Origin of the sequence: Bacteroides rodentium JCM 16496 (assembly GCF_000614125.1) — a bacterium.
Classification (GTDB): Bacteria; Bacteroidota; Bacteroidia; order Bacteroidales; family Bacteroidaceae; genus Bacteroides; species Bacteroides rodentium.
In genome coordinates this window covers 24615-42488 of record NZ_BAKJ01000019.1, presented here as the reverse complement: position 1 = coordinate 42488, position 17874 = coordinate 24615, and the positions used below count along the sequence as shown (strand labels likewise).

Sequence of the window (17874 nt, the reverse complement as noted above, 5' to 3'; positions counted from 1 at the left end):
CCCCTATAACACAAGACTCCCCGAAATGTATTTGTACATTCCGGGGAGTTCTTTTATACCCTAAGGTATTGACAATGAAAGGTTATCTGCAATGAAAATTGTTCTTCTAAAAACGCATACCCAATGTAAATAGCACTTTACTGCGAGTGTTGGTAACTTCCGTTGTTGGCGGTGTTACCAAGCCATTTATATCATTATAGAACGGATAGAAATCAGATTTATAAGTATCGAATTTATAAGCCAAATCCGCATAAAACGAAGAAAAGCGATAACCGATACCTAAAGTGAAAGTATTCATCGATTTGCTATTGGCAAAATCCGTATCTGTATTTATAGAGTTGGAAGGCAACTCCTTAATAGCATCCTTTTTATAGGCTGCAGTACTGTAATTGTAACCGGCACGCAAAGAGAAAGCAGGTATAGGCTTGTATTCTGCTCCTAAACGAAGCGTACTTACCCCTTTCATGTTGAAGTCAGCTTGCCTCGTTTCCCATGTCATCTCGTCACCTTCAGGATATTTGAACTTCATGCTTGAGTAGTCTTCATATTCATATTCAGCTCCCAAAGCCAGATTATTGCCAACCGTATAACCTAAACTAGCGTTAAAGACCCACGGAGTTTGCAGTTTGAAATCACAATCCATGTCTCTACCACCCAATGCAGAATAAGTATCTACAGTTGTACGGACAGGGCTTTCATTCCCTGCTTCATCAGGCAAGTACAAATCCGAAGTCAGCAACGCCCCCGTAGTATAAGTCAGTTTGTAATAAGTAGGAGTATGCACAGCCAAACCTATACGAAGCGGAGAATCCTCAATCGGTCGGAAGATGGCACCGAATTTGAAGTCGAAACCCGAACCGTGTATACGGTTAAAGCTCTCCAAAGAGTAGCCTTCTTCATAAATCTGCCCGTCACCCTCCCATCTGTAGGCATACATTTCATTATAGAGAGAATATTTGTTGTAATCTACATCGTAAGCACCCAGAGTAACACCGAAATAAAAACGGTCATTTACATTAAAGGAGATATTGAAATCATATTGTTCAATACCGCCACGCTCACGCGACAAGAAATAAGCATCCGCTTCGGAAGGAATATAAGGGTCATAAAAATCGGGAGCACCCTCCTGGCTGTTCTCAAAAAGAAGAGAACCTTGATAGCCTACAGCTCCCAGCCAACCAGCGTCGTTGTCTTGATAAATATCTTTCGATTCCCAGTTCAAACGTTGATTATAATTGTTATAGACATAATTCTGGGCATCCGTAGCCTGCTGCGCCATACTCCGCACTTGAGATACATATTGATTATCTATGCTTCCCATCAACCCCTGCATCGTCATATTCTTATAGAATGACTTTGATTTGTGGTAATTAAAACCAAAATTCACATACCGCAAAGGAGTATGATTGCCTATCTTCGAAGCTATCACAAAACCAGCATTATCAAAACTCCAGCGGTTCTTGTTCGTTTCAAATTTATTACCTACATAATTGCTTTCTGTACCCGTCATTGAATAGCCAAAAGTAAGCATAGCATCATTGCTACGATAAATACCGATACCGGCAGGGTTGGTTCCTATGGTAGAAATATCACCACCCAATGCTCCCATAGCTCCGCCCATTCCGACAAAACGGGCGGTTCCATTCAATTCCTTCTGTGCAATATTCGTTGCATCATATATTGTCTGTGCCCCCGCGCCTACAGCTGTAAACATAGCAAGGGCTATCATGGTTATCTTCTTCATAATTCTTAGTCTTGTTAGATTAAAACATGCTTATACTTACCGTCTTCTGGAACCGCCGCCACCACTGGAACGACTGGAACCACCGCCACCACCACTGGAGTAACTGGAACGTGAGCTACTACCGGAAGAGAAACTGGAAGAAGAACGGGTGCTACTGGATGAACGTACTGGAGCAGAATATGAACGACTGCTGCTACGATTGTTGTCATTGGAGTAGCTGCGTGCCGGTGCGGCGCTTGAACCTCTGTTATAAGTCGATGAAGTCCTGCTACGAGTGGAAGTTCCAACAGAAGAGCGTACACCGGAAGAACGACTGCTACGAACTCCTTCTACGCTACTATTATATGAGCTACTACGCGTACTGCTTGGACGGGTGTAAGTGGAACGGCGGGTAGAAGCCGCACTCGAACGGTTTACACTTGAGCGAGTTGCAGAAGAACTTGAACGAACTGTAGACGAACTTCTTGTACCTACCACCCGACGGGTTGACGTACCGGTACTGCTACGTCTCACTTGACCGGAAGTAGTACTGCTACGACGTACAGTCTGCCCTCCATTTACAGTAGAAGAACGGCGGGAAGTAGAGGACGATACTCTGTTTCCGGCATAAGAAGAACGGCTCGGACCATAAGAACGTCTATTGGTATATGCATTTCCCCAATGGCCACCGCCTCCCCAATGACCACCGCCACCGGGATAATATCCGGGATGATAGTGATGGTGATGATGGTGTCCCCACCAGCCACCGCCGTACCAGCCGCCCCAACTGAAACTCCAGCTCGGACCGTACCAGCTGTTCCATCCCCAGCCATAGTAAGGATAGCCGCCCCAACCATAAGAGTTATAGCGCCAATCCCACCACAAGCGGTTGGTGAATGTAGGGAAAGCATATGCATATAATCCGTCGGTATACACGTTCCAATCCCAGGAATTCAAGCCATAGACCACATCCCAATATAGCGGGCTGCTGATGCTGATGGCATAACGGGGATTACGGAAACGGATGATACGGGTAGCATACTCGTAATCATCCTGCGAACCTTCAAACTCACCGTTCACCCATTCGCCGTCCAGGCCGTCATCTTCTTTTTCATTGATGTAAAGGGTATCGTTCTCCATCACGAAATTATTGTCGCGGGAGTCGTAACGGCGGTTATATTCGTCCACATCGCGGGTGTTTCCCTTACGGTCTTTTACTACAACAGTAGTGCTTCCCGGCGATGAATAGACCGTGGTCGGTACATTCGACTTTACTACAATCTCTTCTACGGGAGCAGCGACTTTCTTCTCCTGCTTCACCTCTTCTTTTTTCTCTTCCTTATTCTTGGAAGGAGTGTAGTAAAGGTCGTCATCTATACTTTGTGCCACCAGTGTCCATGGAAGGCACAAGGCAAAAAGCGATAAAAAAACAATCTTTTTCATATTAGTTTGGTTTATGGATTTTACGTTTATCTATTTCTTCACGTCACAAAGATAACGCCGGATTTTATCCCATGCAGCAGATTTTCCCCAAAGATTTATAGGGAATTCCCTAAATGCCCTATCATTCAACAAATCAAAGTTCCTGCCGGATAAAAAAAGAGCACGTTCGTTTTATTCTACCCCCAGTTTACATTACCTTTGCAAAAAGATAAACAAATATACGCAGAAACTGGTTTACTTCTAAGAATCTTCTTCTGCATTTAACAAACAATCATATTCCGATGAAATATTTAGAATTTACATTCCGCACTGTTCCGTGCACAGAAATAGTCAACGATGTACTTTCCGGAGTCTTGGGTGAAGCCGGCTTTGAAAGTTTTGTTGAGCAGACCGACGGTATCACTGCCTACATACAGAAAGAACTGTATAACGAATCTCTACTCAAAGAAGCGCTTGCAGACTTTCCTCTGCCCGATACGCAGATAGAATATAACTTCGTGGAAGCCGAAGATAAAGACTGGAACGAAGAATGGGAGAAGAACTTCTTCCAGCCCATCGTTATCGGTGACCGTTGTGTCATTCACAGCACTTTTCACAACGATGTCCCACAAGCAGAATATGACATCGTCATCAATCCGCAAATGGCATTCGGCACAGGACACCACGAGACAACAAGCCTCATCATAGGCGAACTGCTGGACAGTGACCTACAAGGCAAAGCATTGCTCGATATGGGTTGCGGAACTTCCATCCTTGCCATACTGGCACGCATGCGTGGAGCCTCCCCTTGTACAGCCATCGACATAGATGAATGGTGTGTGCGCAACTCCCTCGAGAATATAGAATTGAATGGAGTGGACAACATTGCCGTATCCCAAGGCGATGCCTCCTCTCTGGAAAGCAAAGGTCCTTTTGATATGGTTATCGCCAACATCAACCGCAATATCCTCCTGGCAGATATGAAGCACTACATAGCCCGCATGAATCCTGGAGCGGAATTGTTGATGAGCGGTTTCTACATAGATGACATTCCCGTAATCCGCGAAGAAGCCGAACGCAACGGGGTGCACTTTGTCCACCATCGCGAGAAGAACCGGTGGGCGGCAGTGAAGTTCCAAAAATGAGCACCTACTCATCCCGCAACGCTTCGACCGGTGATATACGGCTGATGCTGTATGCAGGAATATATACCCCAAGCCATGTCACTGCCATCATCACTACATATACCAACAGTGATACGATGCAGAAGTGGGCAAAGAAATGGTTGGTCAGATAAAGGTCACCATATCCCGGCACACCATCATCCAGCGTATAAAAGCCTTCATAATAGGCCCACTGGAAATACAAGAAGCAACCGACAACGACCGCTATGGTCGTCATGATAAAAGCCTCTCCTACCAACATCCGACAGATGCCTCCGGGAGAGGTTCCATAGGACAAACGGATACCGATTTCCTCGCGGCGGGTACGCGTATGCAGCCAGAAAGTACCGCTTACGGCAAGCAGCAGGTTTATCATAAAGAAATAGGCCAAAGCATACTTCATCCGTATTTCATTCGTAGCGCCCTCCTGCAAATCGCTTTCGCGCTGCACTTCATGAAGGGGAGTCAGCTTCATAAATACCAGTGAACCGGACGATAGGTTATCATCTGCCCACGACATGAACTCTTCTATAAAACGCCCTTCGGCAACATTCTCCTTTGTCCGGAAAAAGATACGCAATCCCCTGTCAAAAGCCCACGCGGGCATCTGCCCTTCATCACCATAGGAAATCAGGCGTACCAGATAAGGCTGCATGCTGTTCCGCATCTTAATAGGCTTCATGACTCCTGCTACGTGCATCTCCGTAGAATCGTAAGTGCTGTACACAGTTTGTCCGGTCAAATCCTTGCCCCCGTAAAGCAGCATAGCGGCATCTTCGGACATAATCACACTGCCCCTCGGAACTTCCAACTTCTCAAGTGTCTCCCAAGTGCCATCCTTAGCCGAATGAAAATGCCAGGTCTGGAAAAAGCCGGAGTTCGTAAAAAAAGGAATATACGTCATGCGCGCCCGTACCGAGTCTTTAAAGACTTCATTCGTATTATTGCCCGGCGAACCGGGATAGGCTCCGGACAGCACGCATGTGGCCGCTTCGATGTCCTTATGATGGCGCAACCCCTGCATAATCCGTTCAAAGTCTCGGGCAGGAGCTGAAAGTGTATCTGCCTTATTACGCGTCACTTCCAGACGATAGAGGCCTTCTGCATCGTATCCGTTCGGGATAGACTGATTATACTTCAAAACAAACAGAGGGTCGAGAACAGCCCAACTGACTATCGCTATCACCACCAATTCCAGCATAACCCACAGATTGTGCCGACGGCTGTTCCACAGCAAGTTTATGATTTGTCGTAACATAATTCGTTATTTTTGTCGGTTGAGCGAATAAACAAGATCTTTCTTTAAAGCTACGCAAGTAGGTATCAATGCCGAAAACAAATTCAGTACCACACAAACTACAAACGTAACCGTAAATAAGGTAGGATTGAACAGCATATCTGTCGTAATGCTCATCTGCACGCTGTCCGGCAACGGCTTCATGCCGCCGTCAAGCATAGTCAGCAGCCAGCTTTTGGCAAAGTACACCATGCTGAAAGAAAGCACCAGCCCATGATGCCGCCCAAGCACGTCAGCAAAAGATTCTCCCATATAATCTGAGAGAAAAGACGTTTTCCGGTAGCGCCGAATGCCTTCCGTATTCCCATCTCCGGAAGCCTGCGCTCCATGCGCGAGGAAATCATTCCCGACAAATTGAGTGCAGGTACCAGCAACAGCATCAGCAGCCATACGCCTATCTGCCGGACAATCACTAAGAAATCCAAATCGTCCATATCATTGACATAGAATAAGGTTTTCCAATAAAGATAGGGCTGACCGTGCATCACCAGTTGGTAACCATCGTGCGGCAAAGCATTGAATTTGCGCACGTACTCATCGACCTGCGATTTCACCCGGTCGGCATCTGCTGCCGAGGGCAGAAGAACGGCTACCTGAAAAGGACCAAGAACATCCCACTGGTTATTATCCCTTACGTAGGCAGGCTGGCAGGTATAGGGCAGCCAGACTTGCGCGTAACTCAGCTTCATGGCATAACTTGGTGACTTCACCACGCCGCAAATGCGATAATCTGTATAGTTAAGTTTGATATATTCTCCTACAACATCACTTTTACCGAAAACACGACGGGCTATCTCTTCCGAAATAACCGCCGTACGCATGCCGCTCTGAAAATCAGCATCCGTGAAAGGTTGTCCATAGAGAAAGGAAAAATCAAAAACCTCCCAAAAGCCGGTATCGGTAAGTTTAACGAGGGCCGAAAGAGGCCGCTTCACATGCTGAACCTTTACAAACCAACTATCCGCTTCACTCACAGCAGTCACAGCCTCTACTCCTTTCAACGAGTAAAAACAATCTTTCACAAAAGGAGCAGAAAACTTCCACGTGCTGTTACTCGTATCCTTGGTGTTCTGCATGTGTGCCGACGGTGCTACGAGCATACGGCTACGATTGGTCTCTGGATAGATATCCCCTACCTTTATATAATATAAAACCGCCAACACCATCACCATGGAGATGGCAAGTCCGGTAGCGACAATATAGAAGCTACTGAACAAAGGCTGTTGCCGAAGCATCATAAAGGATTGTTGCAAGTATTTTCCTATCATACGAATACATTTTAAAACGTAGAAGGAAAGCAAAAGACGTGCCAGATAGACAACAATCAGATTGTCAGCGGGAAATCAACAGAGAAAAGTGTCCGATAATGAACAGGCGTTCGCTATTGGACACAGAAAGGATGTAAAAAATCAGTTTTGCAACGTAAGCATCTGCAACTCTTCCAACGTCCCATTAAAGACGTTCAAATCCACCTCTTCTTCGATACCGGGCACAGTGCCTACATCCGTGTGCTGCCAAAAGTGCCACTTGCCCTCATAGCGCACGGAATCTACATAATAATGGGCTATCCAATAAGGATAAGCATTGAAAATGGAATCGCTGAGATAGCGTTTCTTGAATTTATAGGAAGTATAAAGAATAGCTTTACGCCGTAATGCGCCTCTACCCTGTCCAGCCAAGTCTTGACTGCCGTTTTAAGTTCCTGCGGCGACTGCTTGCCGGTAGTCTCCACATCAAGTACGGGAGGCAGGTCTCCCTTTGCCAGCTGCACGGTACGGATAAAGAAATCGGCTTGCTTGTGGGCATCGGTCTTAGGGATAAAATAATGATAGGCACCACGGATAAAACCGTATTTACGGGCCTGACCGAAGTTCTGCGTAAACGTATCGTCACCATGGTCGCCGCCTTCGGTAGCTTTCAGAAAAATAAAGTGAATGGGAAATTTGGCTTCTCTATTATGTGTCAGGAGTTCCCAATCTATCTTTCCCTGATAGTGGGATATGTCTATGCCATGCACCTCATAATTGCAGGGCATACATACACCGTAACCTTTCTGACCATAACAAGGCTTCCAGCGATAAGCATAAGGACGAATGAAAAACCAGTAAAAGCCGGTAGAAAAAACAAGAATGATACAGACCGCCAGCAGATTGCGCAACCATATGGGCATGGTACGCGGCTGCGTTTTCTTCTTGCTCCGCGGAGAGGAAGAACGACGGGCGGCAGTAGTTTTACGCCGGGTATTTGTGGAGGTCTTGGTTGCCATGAGTAAATGAAAAGAAAGGGCGGAATGAACCGCCCCTCCGTTTTATTGTCAACTTGTTGATGCATCAACTTATTTAGCCTGCTCCAGCTGCAAAGTCTTCGTAGCCTGGTCGCAAACTTCTGTCGGACCGAAGTACTGGATAGGACCCGGATAAACGTAGTCTGTTTCCATAGCCCAACGGTCACGCTGAGCGGCGAATGCCTTGAACGGAGCACCGTCCAGCTTCACCAGAGCCTTCTGGATAACCGGCTTCATTTCACCGTGGCGACGTTCCATGTTCATCATCATAGTGATGGGCACACCGCCTGCAATCCATTCTTCGGCAGGAGCAGTAGTGTTGCGTACAGAAGACATGTATCCGGTCTTTCCGTTAGCAATCAATGCAGATGCCGCATAACCCAAAGAGTAGCAGTAGTCAGCATCGAAGTTTGACGGAGCAGCGCAACGTCCTTCGTAGCCGAAGAAGTGGTGCTGTGCAGCAAACTTGCCTACGAACTTGCCCTCTTCTTTCCACTGAGCCAGTTTGGTACCAACCATTTCGGACAGCAACTTTTCAGTTTCAATCAGAGATACCTGTACGTTTCCGTGCGGGTCGCGGTCCAGAGACAACTGGCGAGCCACACCTTCGGGCAAACTTGCGTAGATGGCAGCATTCTCCGGAGAGAGTTTACGGATGATATAGTCGCGTTGGTGAGACTTCTTGATTTGGGCAAACTCCTCTGCATTGGCAGCAAGGAAGTCGTTCAACTCAGCTATCAGACGCTTCATGGCCGGGATGAATTCAACCAATCCTTCGGGGATAAGAACCGTACCGAAGTTGTTACCCTGGGCTGCACGGTCGGCAACGACCTTGGCAATGCTGGTCACGATGTCGTCCAAAGACATATCCTTAGCTTCAACCTCTTCAGAGATGATACACATATTGGGCTGTACCTGCAATGCACATTCCAAAGCGATATGAGAAGCAGAACGTCCCATCAACTTGATGAAGTGCCAGTATTTACGGGCAGAGTTACAGTCACGTTGGATGTTGCCGATTACTTCAGAGTAAGTCTTGCAAGCAGTATCGAAACCGAAAGAAGTTTCAATCATATCATTCTTCAAGTCACCGTCGATGGTCTTGGGGCAACCTATTACCTGCACGCCATAATTCTTGGCAGCATAGTATTCAGCCAGTACGCAAGCATTGGTGTTGGAGTCATCGCCACCGATGATAACCAATGCCTTGATGCCGAGTTCCTTCAGGATTTCATAACCTTTCTCAAACTGTTCTTCCTTTTCCAGCTTGGTACGGCCCGAACCGATGATGTCAAAACCACCCGTATTGCGGTATTCATCAATGATGTCAGCAGTCAGTTCCATATAATTATGGTCAACCAAGCCGCCAGGGCCCAGAATAAAGCCATACAACTTGCTGTCTTTGTTCAGCTTCTTGATGCCGTCGAAGATACCTGAAATCACATTGTGACCGCCAGGAGCTTGTCCACCGGAAAGGATAACCCCCACGTTCATTGCGGGAAAATTAACCGCCTCATCGGTTGTTTCAAACTTAATCAAAGGCATTCCGTACGTGTTGGGGAACAATTTCTTGATTTCTTCCTGGTCAGCAACAGACTGAGTAGCTGCGCCTTCTGCAGCCTTAACAGTTCCTTTCAGCGCTTTCGGAAGTTTGGCTGATAGGCAGCCCTTGCAATTTGCAATGCACTTTTAGTCATTTCTCTTAATTATTTAAAGGTGTTAGTAAAGTTCCGTTTAAAAGCGTCGCAAATTTCGCTTTTTTTCGTAAGATATGCAAACGAGAGGTCGAAATAATGTATAAAATGACATTTATCGTTTTTTATCCTAAAATAAAAAGGAGAAGAAAGCAATTAACTGATTTATTGTGTTATCTTTGCCGCAAAGTTTGAGTTACGAGTCATTATCGCATTGTTCTTCTTTTAATATATAACTATTATTAGGCGGTCTCTTCCATAATTATTCTCCATACTCCAATTTAATAATTACAATTAATTAAAATTTCAAATGAACATTTACATTTCAGGTTTAAATTTCAGCACAACAGACGCTGAATTAAACGATTTATTTTCAGAGTACGGAGAAGTTTCTTCTGCAAGAATCATTACAGACAGAGAAACAAGAAGATCTAGAGGTTTCGGTTTCGTAGAAATGCCGGACGATGTAGCAGGCCAAAAAGCCATTGACGAATTGAACGGTGCTGAATTTGAGCACAAACAGATCTCGGTAAACGTGGCACGCCCCCGCGAAGAAAGACCTTCCAATGGCGGCAATCGCGACAGAAGAGGCGGTTACAACTCTAGAAGATATTAATATTCTTAACTACTGACAAAAGCAGGAGGTGTTGTAGCAATGCCCCCTGCTTTTTTTATAACTCAATAAATAAAGATACATGGCCAAATCCATCTCCGCAGACAAGCGTGAAAATGAAAAGAAAAGACTCGCCCGACGAGCTGAAAAACAGAAAAGAAAGAAGAAAAGAAACTAATCCAACAAAGCCAACAGCTTTGAAGATATGATTGCCTATGTTGACGAAAACGGCATGATAACCTCTACTCCTCCCGCAGAAAACACTCCCAAAGAAGAAATAAAGCTGGAAGAAATCGTCATATCAACTCCCAAAAAAGATAAGGAAGAACCGGTCATCCACAGAGGACGTATCGAGTTTTTCAATGAATCGAAAGGCTTCGGCTTCATCAAGGACCTATCCGGGACCGAGAAATACTTTTTCCACATTAATAATGTACTTACGGATATAGCAGAAAACAATATTGTGACGTTCGACCTTGAACGTGGTCTCAAAGGCATGAATGCCGTAAACGTAGCTCTTGAAGTAGAAAAGGCAAAGGAAAAGAAAAAAGACAAGGAGACTCTAAATACAGAATCCTAGATGAAATAAGCCAATTATAGGACAAGGGGGGGTGTCAAAATTCACCACAGATTACACGGATTAACACAGAACGGGTTTAATCTACTGATAATCAAGGATGCTTATCTGTGCAAATCTGCGTAATCTGTGGTGAATTTTGACACCCTCTTACTGTTTTTTTAATCACACGTCATTCGGTTTGCCAGCCGCCTCCCAATGCCTTATAGACATTTACCATGGCAATAAGTTCGTCGCGGATGGCATTGCTCACCCCTATTTGGGCATCGAAATAACCACGTTGGGCGTCGAGCACATCCATATAATTGATGACGCCGTTGATGTATTGCAACTGTGCCAAATCCACATATCCCTTGGCAGAGCGTTCAAGTTTGGCACGCAGTTGGTAGACCTCCTTTATCTTATTGAAATCCACAATGGCATTCTTCGCCTCCTTGAAAGCATTCAGCACTGTCTTTTCATAGCTATGCACTTCGGCTTCAAAAGAAGCCTTCTGCGCTTTCAGTGCAGCACGGTTCTTTCCCCAACCGAAAAGCGGTGCCAAGACTGCCCCATTCAATAAGGAATAGGGGGATTCCAGGAAATTGGACAACACATCACTTTCCAATCCAAATTGTCCGGTCAGGGCCAGACGGGGGAACATATTGGTATAAGCAACTTTCACTCTGGCATGTTCAGCCTCAACTGCTGCTCCGCCGCACGGACATCGGGGCGACGTTCCAACAAATCGGAAGGCAGACCTACCGGTAAGGACTCCGGCACATCCAGTTCTTGCAGAAAACTGACACGCTTGATACGGGTAGGAAATTCCCCCACAAGGAAGGATATATCATTTTCTTTCAGAGAGATACGGCGTTCCAAATCCGGAACAAGAGTAGCCGTACGAGCCAACTCCACTTGAGCCTGCTGATAAGAAGTCTCCGAGGTCAGTCCACCTTCAAAACGAATACGGGCCAAGCGCACTCCTTCTTCGCGCGCCTTTTGTGTCTGACGTACAATCTCCAGTTCCGTATCAAGGGCTACCAGCTCATAATAAGCCTGCGCCACTTCGGCAACGATAGTCATGCGCAACGCACGCTGCGCCTCCACACTTTGCAGATATTCGGCCACAGCAGCCACTTTCTTCCATCTCAAGTTTCCCCAAAGGTCCAGTTCCCAAGAGAGCAATGCCTTGGCTTCATAAGCATTGCCTACATCACGACTATGACCACCGTAATTCTCCACCTCGCGCTCAGCCTCCACCTTTCCGGTGAGCTGCGGCAGAAGGTTGGCAACACTGATACGTTTTTGGGCAGCCATCTCCTTGACACGGGAAGCTGCGATCAGCATGTCTTTGTTATATTCCAGAGCACGGTCTATCAGACCACGCAGCGTGCTGTCCGTATAAACCGCCTGCCACTGTTCATCGGCTATGCTCATGCTATCCTGCTGCTGTGCCAGGCTATCCGGCAATGCCATCTCCGGACGCACATAACCCTTGCCCACCTTGCATGAGGTAAGGGCAAACATACCCAGCAACAAAATAATATATATATTCTTTCTTTTCATAAACGTTGTCTTTAAAATCAGTCTTTCTTAATCTTATGCTGCACTTTGGCTTTTGTCTTGTATACCAGGACAAAGAAGAACGGTACAAGCACAATACCGAATATAATGGCAAATATCATTCCGAAAAAAACACCCGTACCGATGGCCTGACGGCTTGCCGAGCCCGGTCCGCTTGCCAACACCATAGGAAGCATTCCCAATACAAAGGCGAGGGAAGTCATCAGGATAGGCCGGAAACGGAGTTGGGCAGCATGGATGGCAGACTGTATCAGGTCTCCTCCCTTGTCGACCTGCACCTTGGCAAACTCCACAATCAAAATGGCATTCTTTGCCGCAAGCCCCACCAGCATCACCAAGCCGATCTGGAAATAAATATCATTCTCCAATCCGCATATCACAACGCCCAGATAGGCGCCCAAAGCGGCAACCGGCAGTGAAAGCAATACCGCGACAGGCACCGTCCAACTTTCATATTGCGCAGCCAAAAAGAGGAATACGAAAAGGAATACCAGCGTAAGCACAAGACCCGTCTGTCCTCCCGCCTTCTTTTCCTGATAGGAAAGGCCACTCCACTCCAGACCGATATTGTCCGGCAAGTGGTCACGCGCAATCTGCTCCATAATCTCCATTGCCTGGCCGGAACTGTAGCCTTGTGCCGCAGAACCGCGGATGACGGCAGTGGTAAACATATTGAAACGCTTGATACTGCCCGGTCCGGTGGTATAAGAGGCATTTCCCAAGGAAGTAAGCGGCACCATCACTCCGTCCTTTGCCTTTACAAAGAACAAGTTGATATTGTCCTTATGCTCACGATAAGGAGCCTCGGCCTGGATATACACCTTATATATACGGTTGAACATATTGAAATCGTTCACATATACAGAACCGGTATAGGCCTTCATGGTAGAGAATACATCCGCCAGGGGCACACCCAGCATTTTCACCTTATCACGGTCCACATCAAAATAAAGTTGCGGTATTTCAGACTGCAAGGATGATGAAAGCCCCGTCAGCTCCTTATGCTTCCGGGCATAATACATCAGCGTATCCGCTGCCTGCACCAGGTTGTCGAACGTCGCCTCTCCACGCGCCTCAAGCTGCATTTCGAAACCTCCCGAGGTACCCAATCCCGGAATGACCGGAGGCGTGGAAAGATAGACCCTGCATTCGGGATATTCCTTCAAATCCCTCTCCACATTCTCCATTATCTTATCGATGGAAATCCCCTTACGCTCTTCCCACGGTTTCAAGATAACCGTCAGCTCACTACGTGCCTGGTTGCTACCCACACGGGGGCTGCTACCCGTCACGTTCTGCACATAGGCCACATAGGGATTCTTCTCCAAGTATTGCACGGCACGGTCGGTCACCACACGGGTTCGCTCCAAAGTAGCACCTTCCGGCAACTCCAACTCTATCTTAAAATAGCCCTGGTCTTCTACCGGCAGGAAGCTGGTAGGCACCAACCGGTGGATAATGAAAATGGCAACCAGTACCAGGCCGAACGCACTCATCAAGCGACGGGGATTCCTGATGACCCGGTTAATGACAGCCACATATTTGTGATTGCCCAAGTTCAGCCATTCATTGATTTTGCGGAAAACCAGGTTCTTTTTCTTTCCACTGTCGGGCTTCAATATGAGCGAACACATGACGGGACTAAGCGTCAGGGCCACTACCGTAGAAAGCAATACGGAAACGGCGATAGTAATGGTAAACTGACGGTATAACTGTCCGGTGATTCCACTCAAGAAACTTACCGGCACAAACACGGCACAGAGCACCAGCGATGTGGCAATCAAGGCACTTGCCAATCCGTTCATCGCCTTTTTGGTAGCTTCATACGGGCTCAATTTCTCCGTCTCCATAAGATGCTCTACATTCTCCACCACCACAATGGCATCATCCACCACAATACCGATGGCAAGAATCAATCCAAGCAAAGTCAGTATGTTCAGAGAGAAACCGAAAATAAGCATGAAACCGAAGGTACCAATCAGGGAAATAGGTACCGCAACAATCGGTATCACCGTCGCACGCCAACTTTGCAAGGATAGAAATACAACCAGCACCACCAGAATCAGTGCTTCGAACAACGTCTTGTATACTTCGTGAATGGATTCGGAAATATAAGTCGTCATGTCGAAGGGAATCTCATAACTCATCCCCTCAGGGAAATTTGCGCTGATTTCCTCCATAGCAGCCTTTACGCTCTTTGCAACTTCCATTGCATTGGCCCCGGGAAGCATATAGATACCGAGAACGGCAGCATTCTCACCGTTGATACCACTCTCCGTACTATACGAAGATGCTTCCAATGAAACACGCGCCACATCGCGCAGACGGATGATGGAACCGTTGGCATTGGCACGGACCACAATGTCCTCAAACTGCTTTGCCGAGCTTAAACGCCCCTGGGTAGTGATAGGGATAGTAATGTCGAGTCCCTTCACCGGCTGTTGTCCCAAAACACCCGCAGCAGACTCACGGTTCTGGTCTTTCAGGGCATTCTGCAAGTCCTGCACCGTCAGTCCGAAGTTGGCAAGCTTGTCGGGCAGCGCCCATATCTGCATGGCATAGTAACGGCTGCCAATGTTGGAAACACGTCCCACACCGGGAATACGGCGCAACAAGTCGAGTACATTGATAGTAGCAAAGTTACTCAAATAAATCTCGTCGAACTTCGGGTCACTGGAAGTCAGGCAGATGGTCATCAACTGGCTGGGAGCCTGCTTTTCCACAGAAATGCCGTTCTGAATCACTTCGGCCGGCAAACGGCTCTCCGCCAGTTTCACACGGTTCTGTATTTCTACGGCAGCCAAATCCGGGTCGGCAGACACGTCGAAAGTGACCGTAGCCGAAAATCCTCCGGAATTGGAACTGTTGGACTCCATGTACAGCATACCGGGAGTACCGTTTATCTCCTGCTCGATAGGGGTTGCCACCGCTTGCGAAACAGTCAATGCACTGGCTCCCGGATAGGAAGCACTGATTTTCACTACGGGAGGCGTTATCTGCGGATATTGGTCTACCGGCAGCATGGTCAGGCCAATGACACCGACAATTACAATCACAATCGATATCACCGCCGAGAATACCGGGCGGTCTATAAAGAAACTTACTTTCATAACATCATTACTTTGAAGGGTTGTTGTCCTTTGATTTATTCTCAGCCGGAGCAGTCTGCTTGGTTTCGGAAACAACCTGTTTGTTCAGAGAATCACTCGTCTGCTCTTCCTCCTTTTTAGGAACGGCAGCCTGGACACGTACTTTCATACCCGGAGTCAGCTTGTGGAAACCTTCCGTCACAATTTGTTCTCCGGCAGCCAGACCACGCTCAACCACCCAATTGTTGCCAAATTCAGGTCCCAGCTCAATGAAACGCTTTTCGACCGTAGAGTCCCGGCGCATCACAAAAATATAAGCACCACCTTTCTCAATGGTAACCGCCTTTTGAGGAACGGCGACAGCCCCCTCACGTACATCCAGCAACAGCTTCACCTTCGTAAACTGCCCCGGCAGCAACGCTCTGTCAGGGTTCGGCATTTCGGCACGCACGGAGAATGTTCCGGTCTGCGGGTCCACCTGAGGTTCGGCAAAATCCACATAGCCCTTATAAGGATAGACGGTATTATCTGCCAAAGTAATCGTAATGTTCGGCTGCCAGGAACGTGTAGAGTCCTGGCGCCCTATCTCAATATTCCGTTCCTTGCTTTTCAGGTAATCCAATGCCGTCATGCTGAAGTCTACCAAAACCGTATCGCTTTTCACAACCGTAGCCAGCAAGGACTTGCCTCCCGGTCCCACCAGTGTTCCCAAATCCACATTTCTTTCACTGATATGCCCCGACAGCGGAGAACGGACCAGCGTATACCCCAGTTCCAATTCAGCCTGATCCAAATCGGCCTGGCTCATCGCTACCGAAGCTTCTGCAGTTTCGTAAGCAGCCTGGGCATTGTCCAAATCCAGCTGGCTGGCAGCGTTCTGCGCATAGAGGGGGCGGATACGCTCCAAATCGCGCTTTGCCTTCAATGCCTGCGCTTCATCCTTCTTCAACTGTGCACGGGCTTTGTCAGCCTTTGCCCTATATTGTTCCTGGTTTATCACAAAAAGTACCTGGTTCTTGGTGACATATGTTCCTTCTGCGAAAAGCATATTCTCCAAATACCCTTCCACACGCGCACGTACCTCTACAAACTGCTGGGCGCGAATACGTCCCACGTACTCTCCATATATCTCCACATCTCCTTTTTCCGCAGGTTCCACAATCACGGTAGGAGCTTCCGGTTCAACCTTTTTAGGCCAAGTCAGAATGAAGTAGCCTGCCAACAATACCGCCATGCAGGCAATCATCATCAGCAACCTCTTCTTCTTTAGTTTCAATTCTTTTTTTTGGAAAAACTGTCTCATGCTTGTTTGTATATTAAATTTAACCCTGTTTCTTTCTATTAAAACAAATCCGATGCCAATCTATCACCATCTCATCCATCACTTCTAACAAACTATATATCAGACAGAAAAGAAGACAACAATTCTTTATTCATGGTGGCATCTTCCATTTTCCCTTGTGGAATGTGTCCACAGTTTGTGGAATAATTCCACAAAACCATTAAATTAAAAACACATAAAAACCTTTTTTTGCTCTACACTAACAAAGAAAAACATTATCTTTACCGAAAATAATTCAGATTATTCATTTTAAACGTAAAGATTATGGCAAGTAGAAAAGAGCTAAAGAAGAATATAAACTATATTGCGGGAGAATTGTTCACAGAGTGTCTTGTAAACAGCTTATATGTACCTGGAACAGACAAACAGAAAGCCGATGAACTGATGGCTGAAATTCTGAAAATGCAAGATGAATTCATAAGCCGCATCAGCCACACCGAGCCGGGAAATGTAAAAGGTTTCTACAAAAAACTTCGTGCTGACTTCAATGCAAAAGTAGATGAAATTATTGACGCAATGGGCAAACTGAAATAAGATGAAGAAAGCCTTTTATAGCTTCATTTATTATCGCCTGCTGGGCTGGAAGACAGACGTGACGGTGCCCGACTACGACAAATGTGTAATTTGTGCGGCACCCCATACTTCCAATTGGGATTTATTTATCGGTAAATTGTTTTATGGTGCCATCGGTCGCAAAACCAGCTTCATGATGAAAAAGGAATGGTTCTTTTTTCCTTTGGGACTGATATTCAAAGCCGTTGGCGGCATTCCGGTGAACCGGGGACGTAAATCTTCCTTAGTGGACCAAATGACCGAAAAGTTTGCAAACAGCAAGCATTTCCATCTGGCCATTACACCGGAAGGAACCCGTAAAGCCAATCCTAACTGGAAGAAAGGCTTTTATTACATAGCACTTAAAGCACAAGTGCCCATCATGCTTATCGGGATTGATTATCCTTCCAAGACCATCTCCTCGACCAAGGCTGTCATGCCTACCGGAGACATCGAAAAGGATATGCGCGAGATAAAACTGTACTTCAAGAACTTTAAAGGAAAAAATCCCGAAAATTTTGATTTAGGAAATATCTAATCAGGTATTAAGCA

At 46.6% G+C, this 17874-nt stretch carries 11 protein-coding genes and 4 pseudogenes; 5 read left to right on the top strand and 10 right to left on the bottom strand.

Features of this window, described 5'->3' with window-relative positions:
- Positions 1 to 106: 106 nt before the first annotated feature.
- Together JCM16496_RS10360 and JCM16496_RS10355 are read right to left on the bottom strand one after the other, a co-directional pair.
- A complete protein-coding gene (locus JCM16496_RS10360; protein WP_025834112.1) occupies positions 107 to 1744 on the bottom strand; it encodes an OmpP1/FadL family transporter in 1638 nt (545 codons plus the stop codon).
- 36 nt (positions 1745 to 1780) lie between these two features.
- Positions 1781 to 3166, bottom strand: coding sequence for a hypothetical protein (locus JCM16496_RS10355; protein WP_025834110.1), 1386 nt, complete (start codon positions 3164 to 3166; stop codon positions 1781 to 1783).
- Between the two features lie 281 nt (positions 3167 to 3447).
- Here JCM16496_RS10355 and prmA point away from each other — a divergent pair, with 281 nt between their 5' ends.
- On the top strand, positions 3448 to 4290 hold the full coding sequence (prmA, locus tag JCM16496_RS10350; protein WP_025834108.1) for a 50S ribosomal protein L11 methyltransferase: 843 nt from the start codon (positions 3448 to 3450) through the stop codon (positions 4288 to 4290).
- Positions 4291 to 4294: 4 nt separating this feature from the next.
- Here prmA and JCM16496_RS10345 read toward each other — a convergent pair whose 3' ends face one another.
- The 5 genes and pseudogenes from JCM16496_RS10345 to JCM16496_RS10330 form a co-directional block, all read right to left on the bottom strand.
- A complete protein-coding gene (locus JCM16496_RS10345) occupies positions 4295 to 5566 on the bottom strand; it encodes an ABC transporter permease (protein WP_025834106.1) in 1272 nt (423 codons plus the stop codon).
- Between the two features lie 6 nt (positions 5567 to 5572).
- The gene (locus JCM16496_RS23685) at positions 5573 to 5797 is read right to left on the bottom strand and encodes a hypothetical protein (RefSeq protein ID WP_244440310.1); all 225 of its coding nucleotides are present in this window, start codon (positions 5795 to 5797) and stop codon (positions 5573 to 5575) included.
- Positions 5767 to 6873: an ABC transporter permease gene (locus JCM16496_RS10340; RefSeq protein WP_244440309.1), complete on the bottom strand. Its 1107-nt coding sequence runs from the start codon at positions 6871 to 6873 to the stop codon at positions 5767 to 5769. The genes JCM16496_RS23685 and JCM16496_RS10340 overlap by 31 nt, the downstream gene beginning before the upstream one ends.
- A gap of 141 nt (positions 6874 to 7014) precedes the next feature.
- Positions 7015 to 7871, bottom strand: a pseudogene (locus tag JCM16496_RS10335) (glycoside hydrolase family 25 protein).
- Positions 7872 to 7940: 69 nt separating this feature from the next.
- A pseudogene (locus tag JCM16496_RS10330) lies at positions 7941 to 9586 on the bottom strand (diphosphate--fructose-6-phosphate 1-phosphotransferase).
- Between the two features lie 307 nt (positions 9587 to 9893).
- Between JCM16496_RS10330 and rbp the strand changes: the two are divergent.
- Entirely contained in the window at positions 9894 to 10199 is a 306-nt protein-coding gene (rbp, locus tag JCM16496_RS10325) for an RNA-binding regulator (RefSeq protein ID WP_025834104.1), read from the top strand.
- Between the two features lie 79 nt (positions 10200 to 10278).
- Positions 10279 to 10776, top strand: a pseudogene (locus tag JCM16496_RS10320) (cold-shock protein).
- Between the two features lie 169 nt (positions 10777 to 10945).
- Here the strand turns inward: JCM16496_RS10320 and JCM16496_RS10315 are convergent.
- The 3 genes and pseudogenes from JCM16496_RS10315 to JCM16496_RS10305 all read right to left on the bottom strand — a co-directional run bounded on the left by JCM16496_RS10315 (position 10946) and on the right by JCM16496_RS10305 (position 16731).
- Positions 10946 to 12321: pseudogene (locus JCM16496_RS10315) on the bottom strand (efflux transporter outer membrane subunit).
- Between the two features lie 17 nt (positions 12322 to 12338).
- Positions 12339 to 15449 carry an efflux RND transporter permease subunit gene (locus tag JCM16496_RS10310; protein WP_025834103.1) on the bottom strand — a complete coding sequence of 1037 codons (3111 nt, stop codon included), beginning with the start codon at positions 15447 to 15449 and terminating at the stop codon, positions 12339 to 12341.
- A 7-nt stretch (positions 15450 to 15456) separates the two neighbouring features.
- A complete protein-coding gene (locus tag JCM16496_RS10305) occupies positions 15457 to 16731 on the bottom strand; it encodes an efflux RND transporter periplasmic adaptor subunit (protein WP_025834101.1) in 1275 nt (424 codons plus the stop codon).
- A 303-nt stretch (positions 16732 to 17034) separates the two neighbouring features.
- Between JCM16496_RS10305 and JCM16496_RS10300 the strand changes: the two genes are divergently transcribed.
- Positions 17035 to 17304 (top strand): hypothetical protein, encoded by a 270-nt coding sequence (locus JCM16496_RS10300; protein WP_005826660.1) that lies wholly within the window; start codon positions 17035 to 17037, stop codon positions 17302 to 17304.
- A gap of 1 nt (position 17305) precedes the next feature.
- Positions 17306 to 17860, top strand: a complete 555-nt coding sequence (locus tag JCM16496_RS10295; protein WP_025834098.1) for a 1-acyl-sn-glycerol-3-phosphate acyltransferase — start codon at positions 17306 to 17308, stop codon at positions 17858 to 17860.
- Positions 17861 to 17874: the final 14 nt, after the last annotated feature.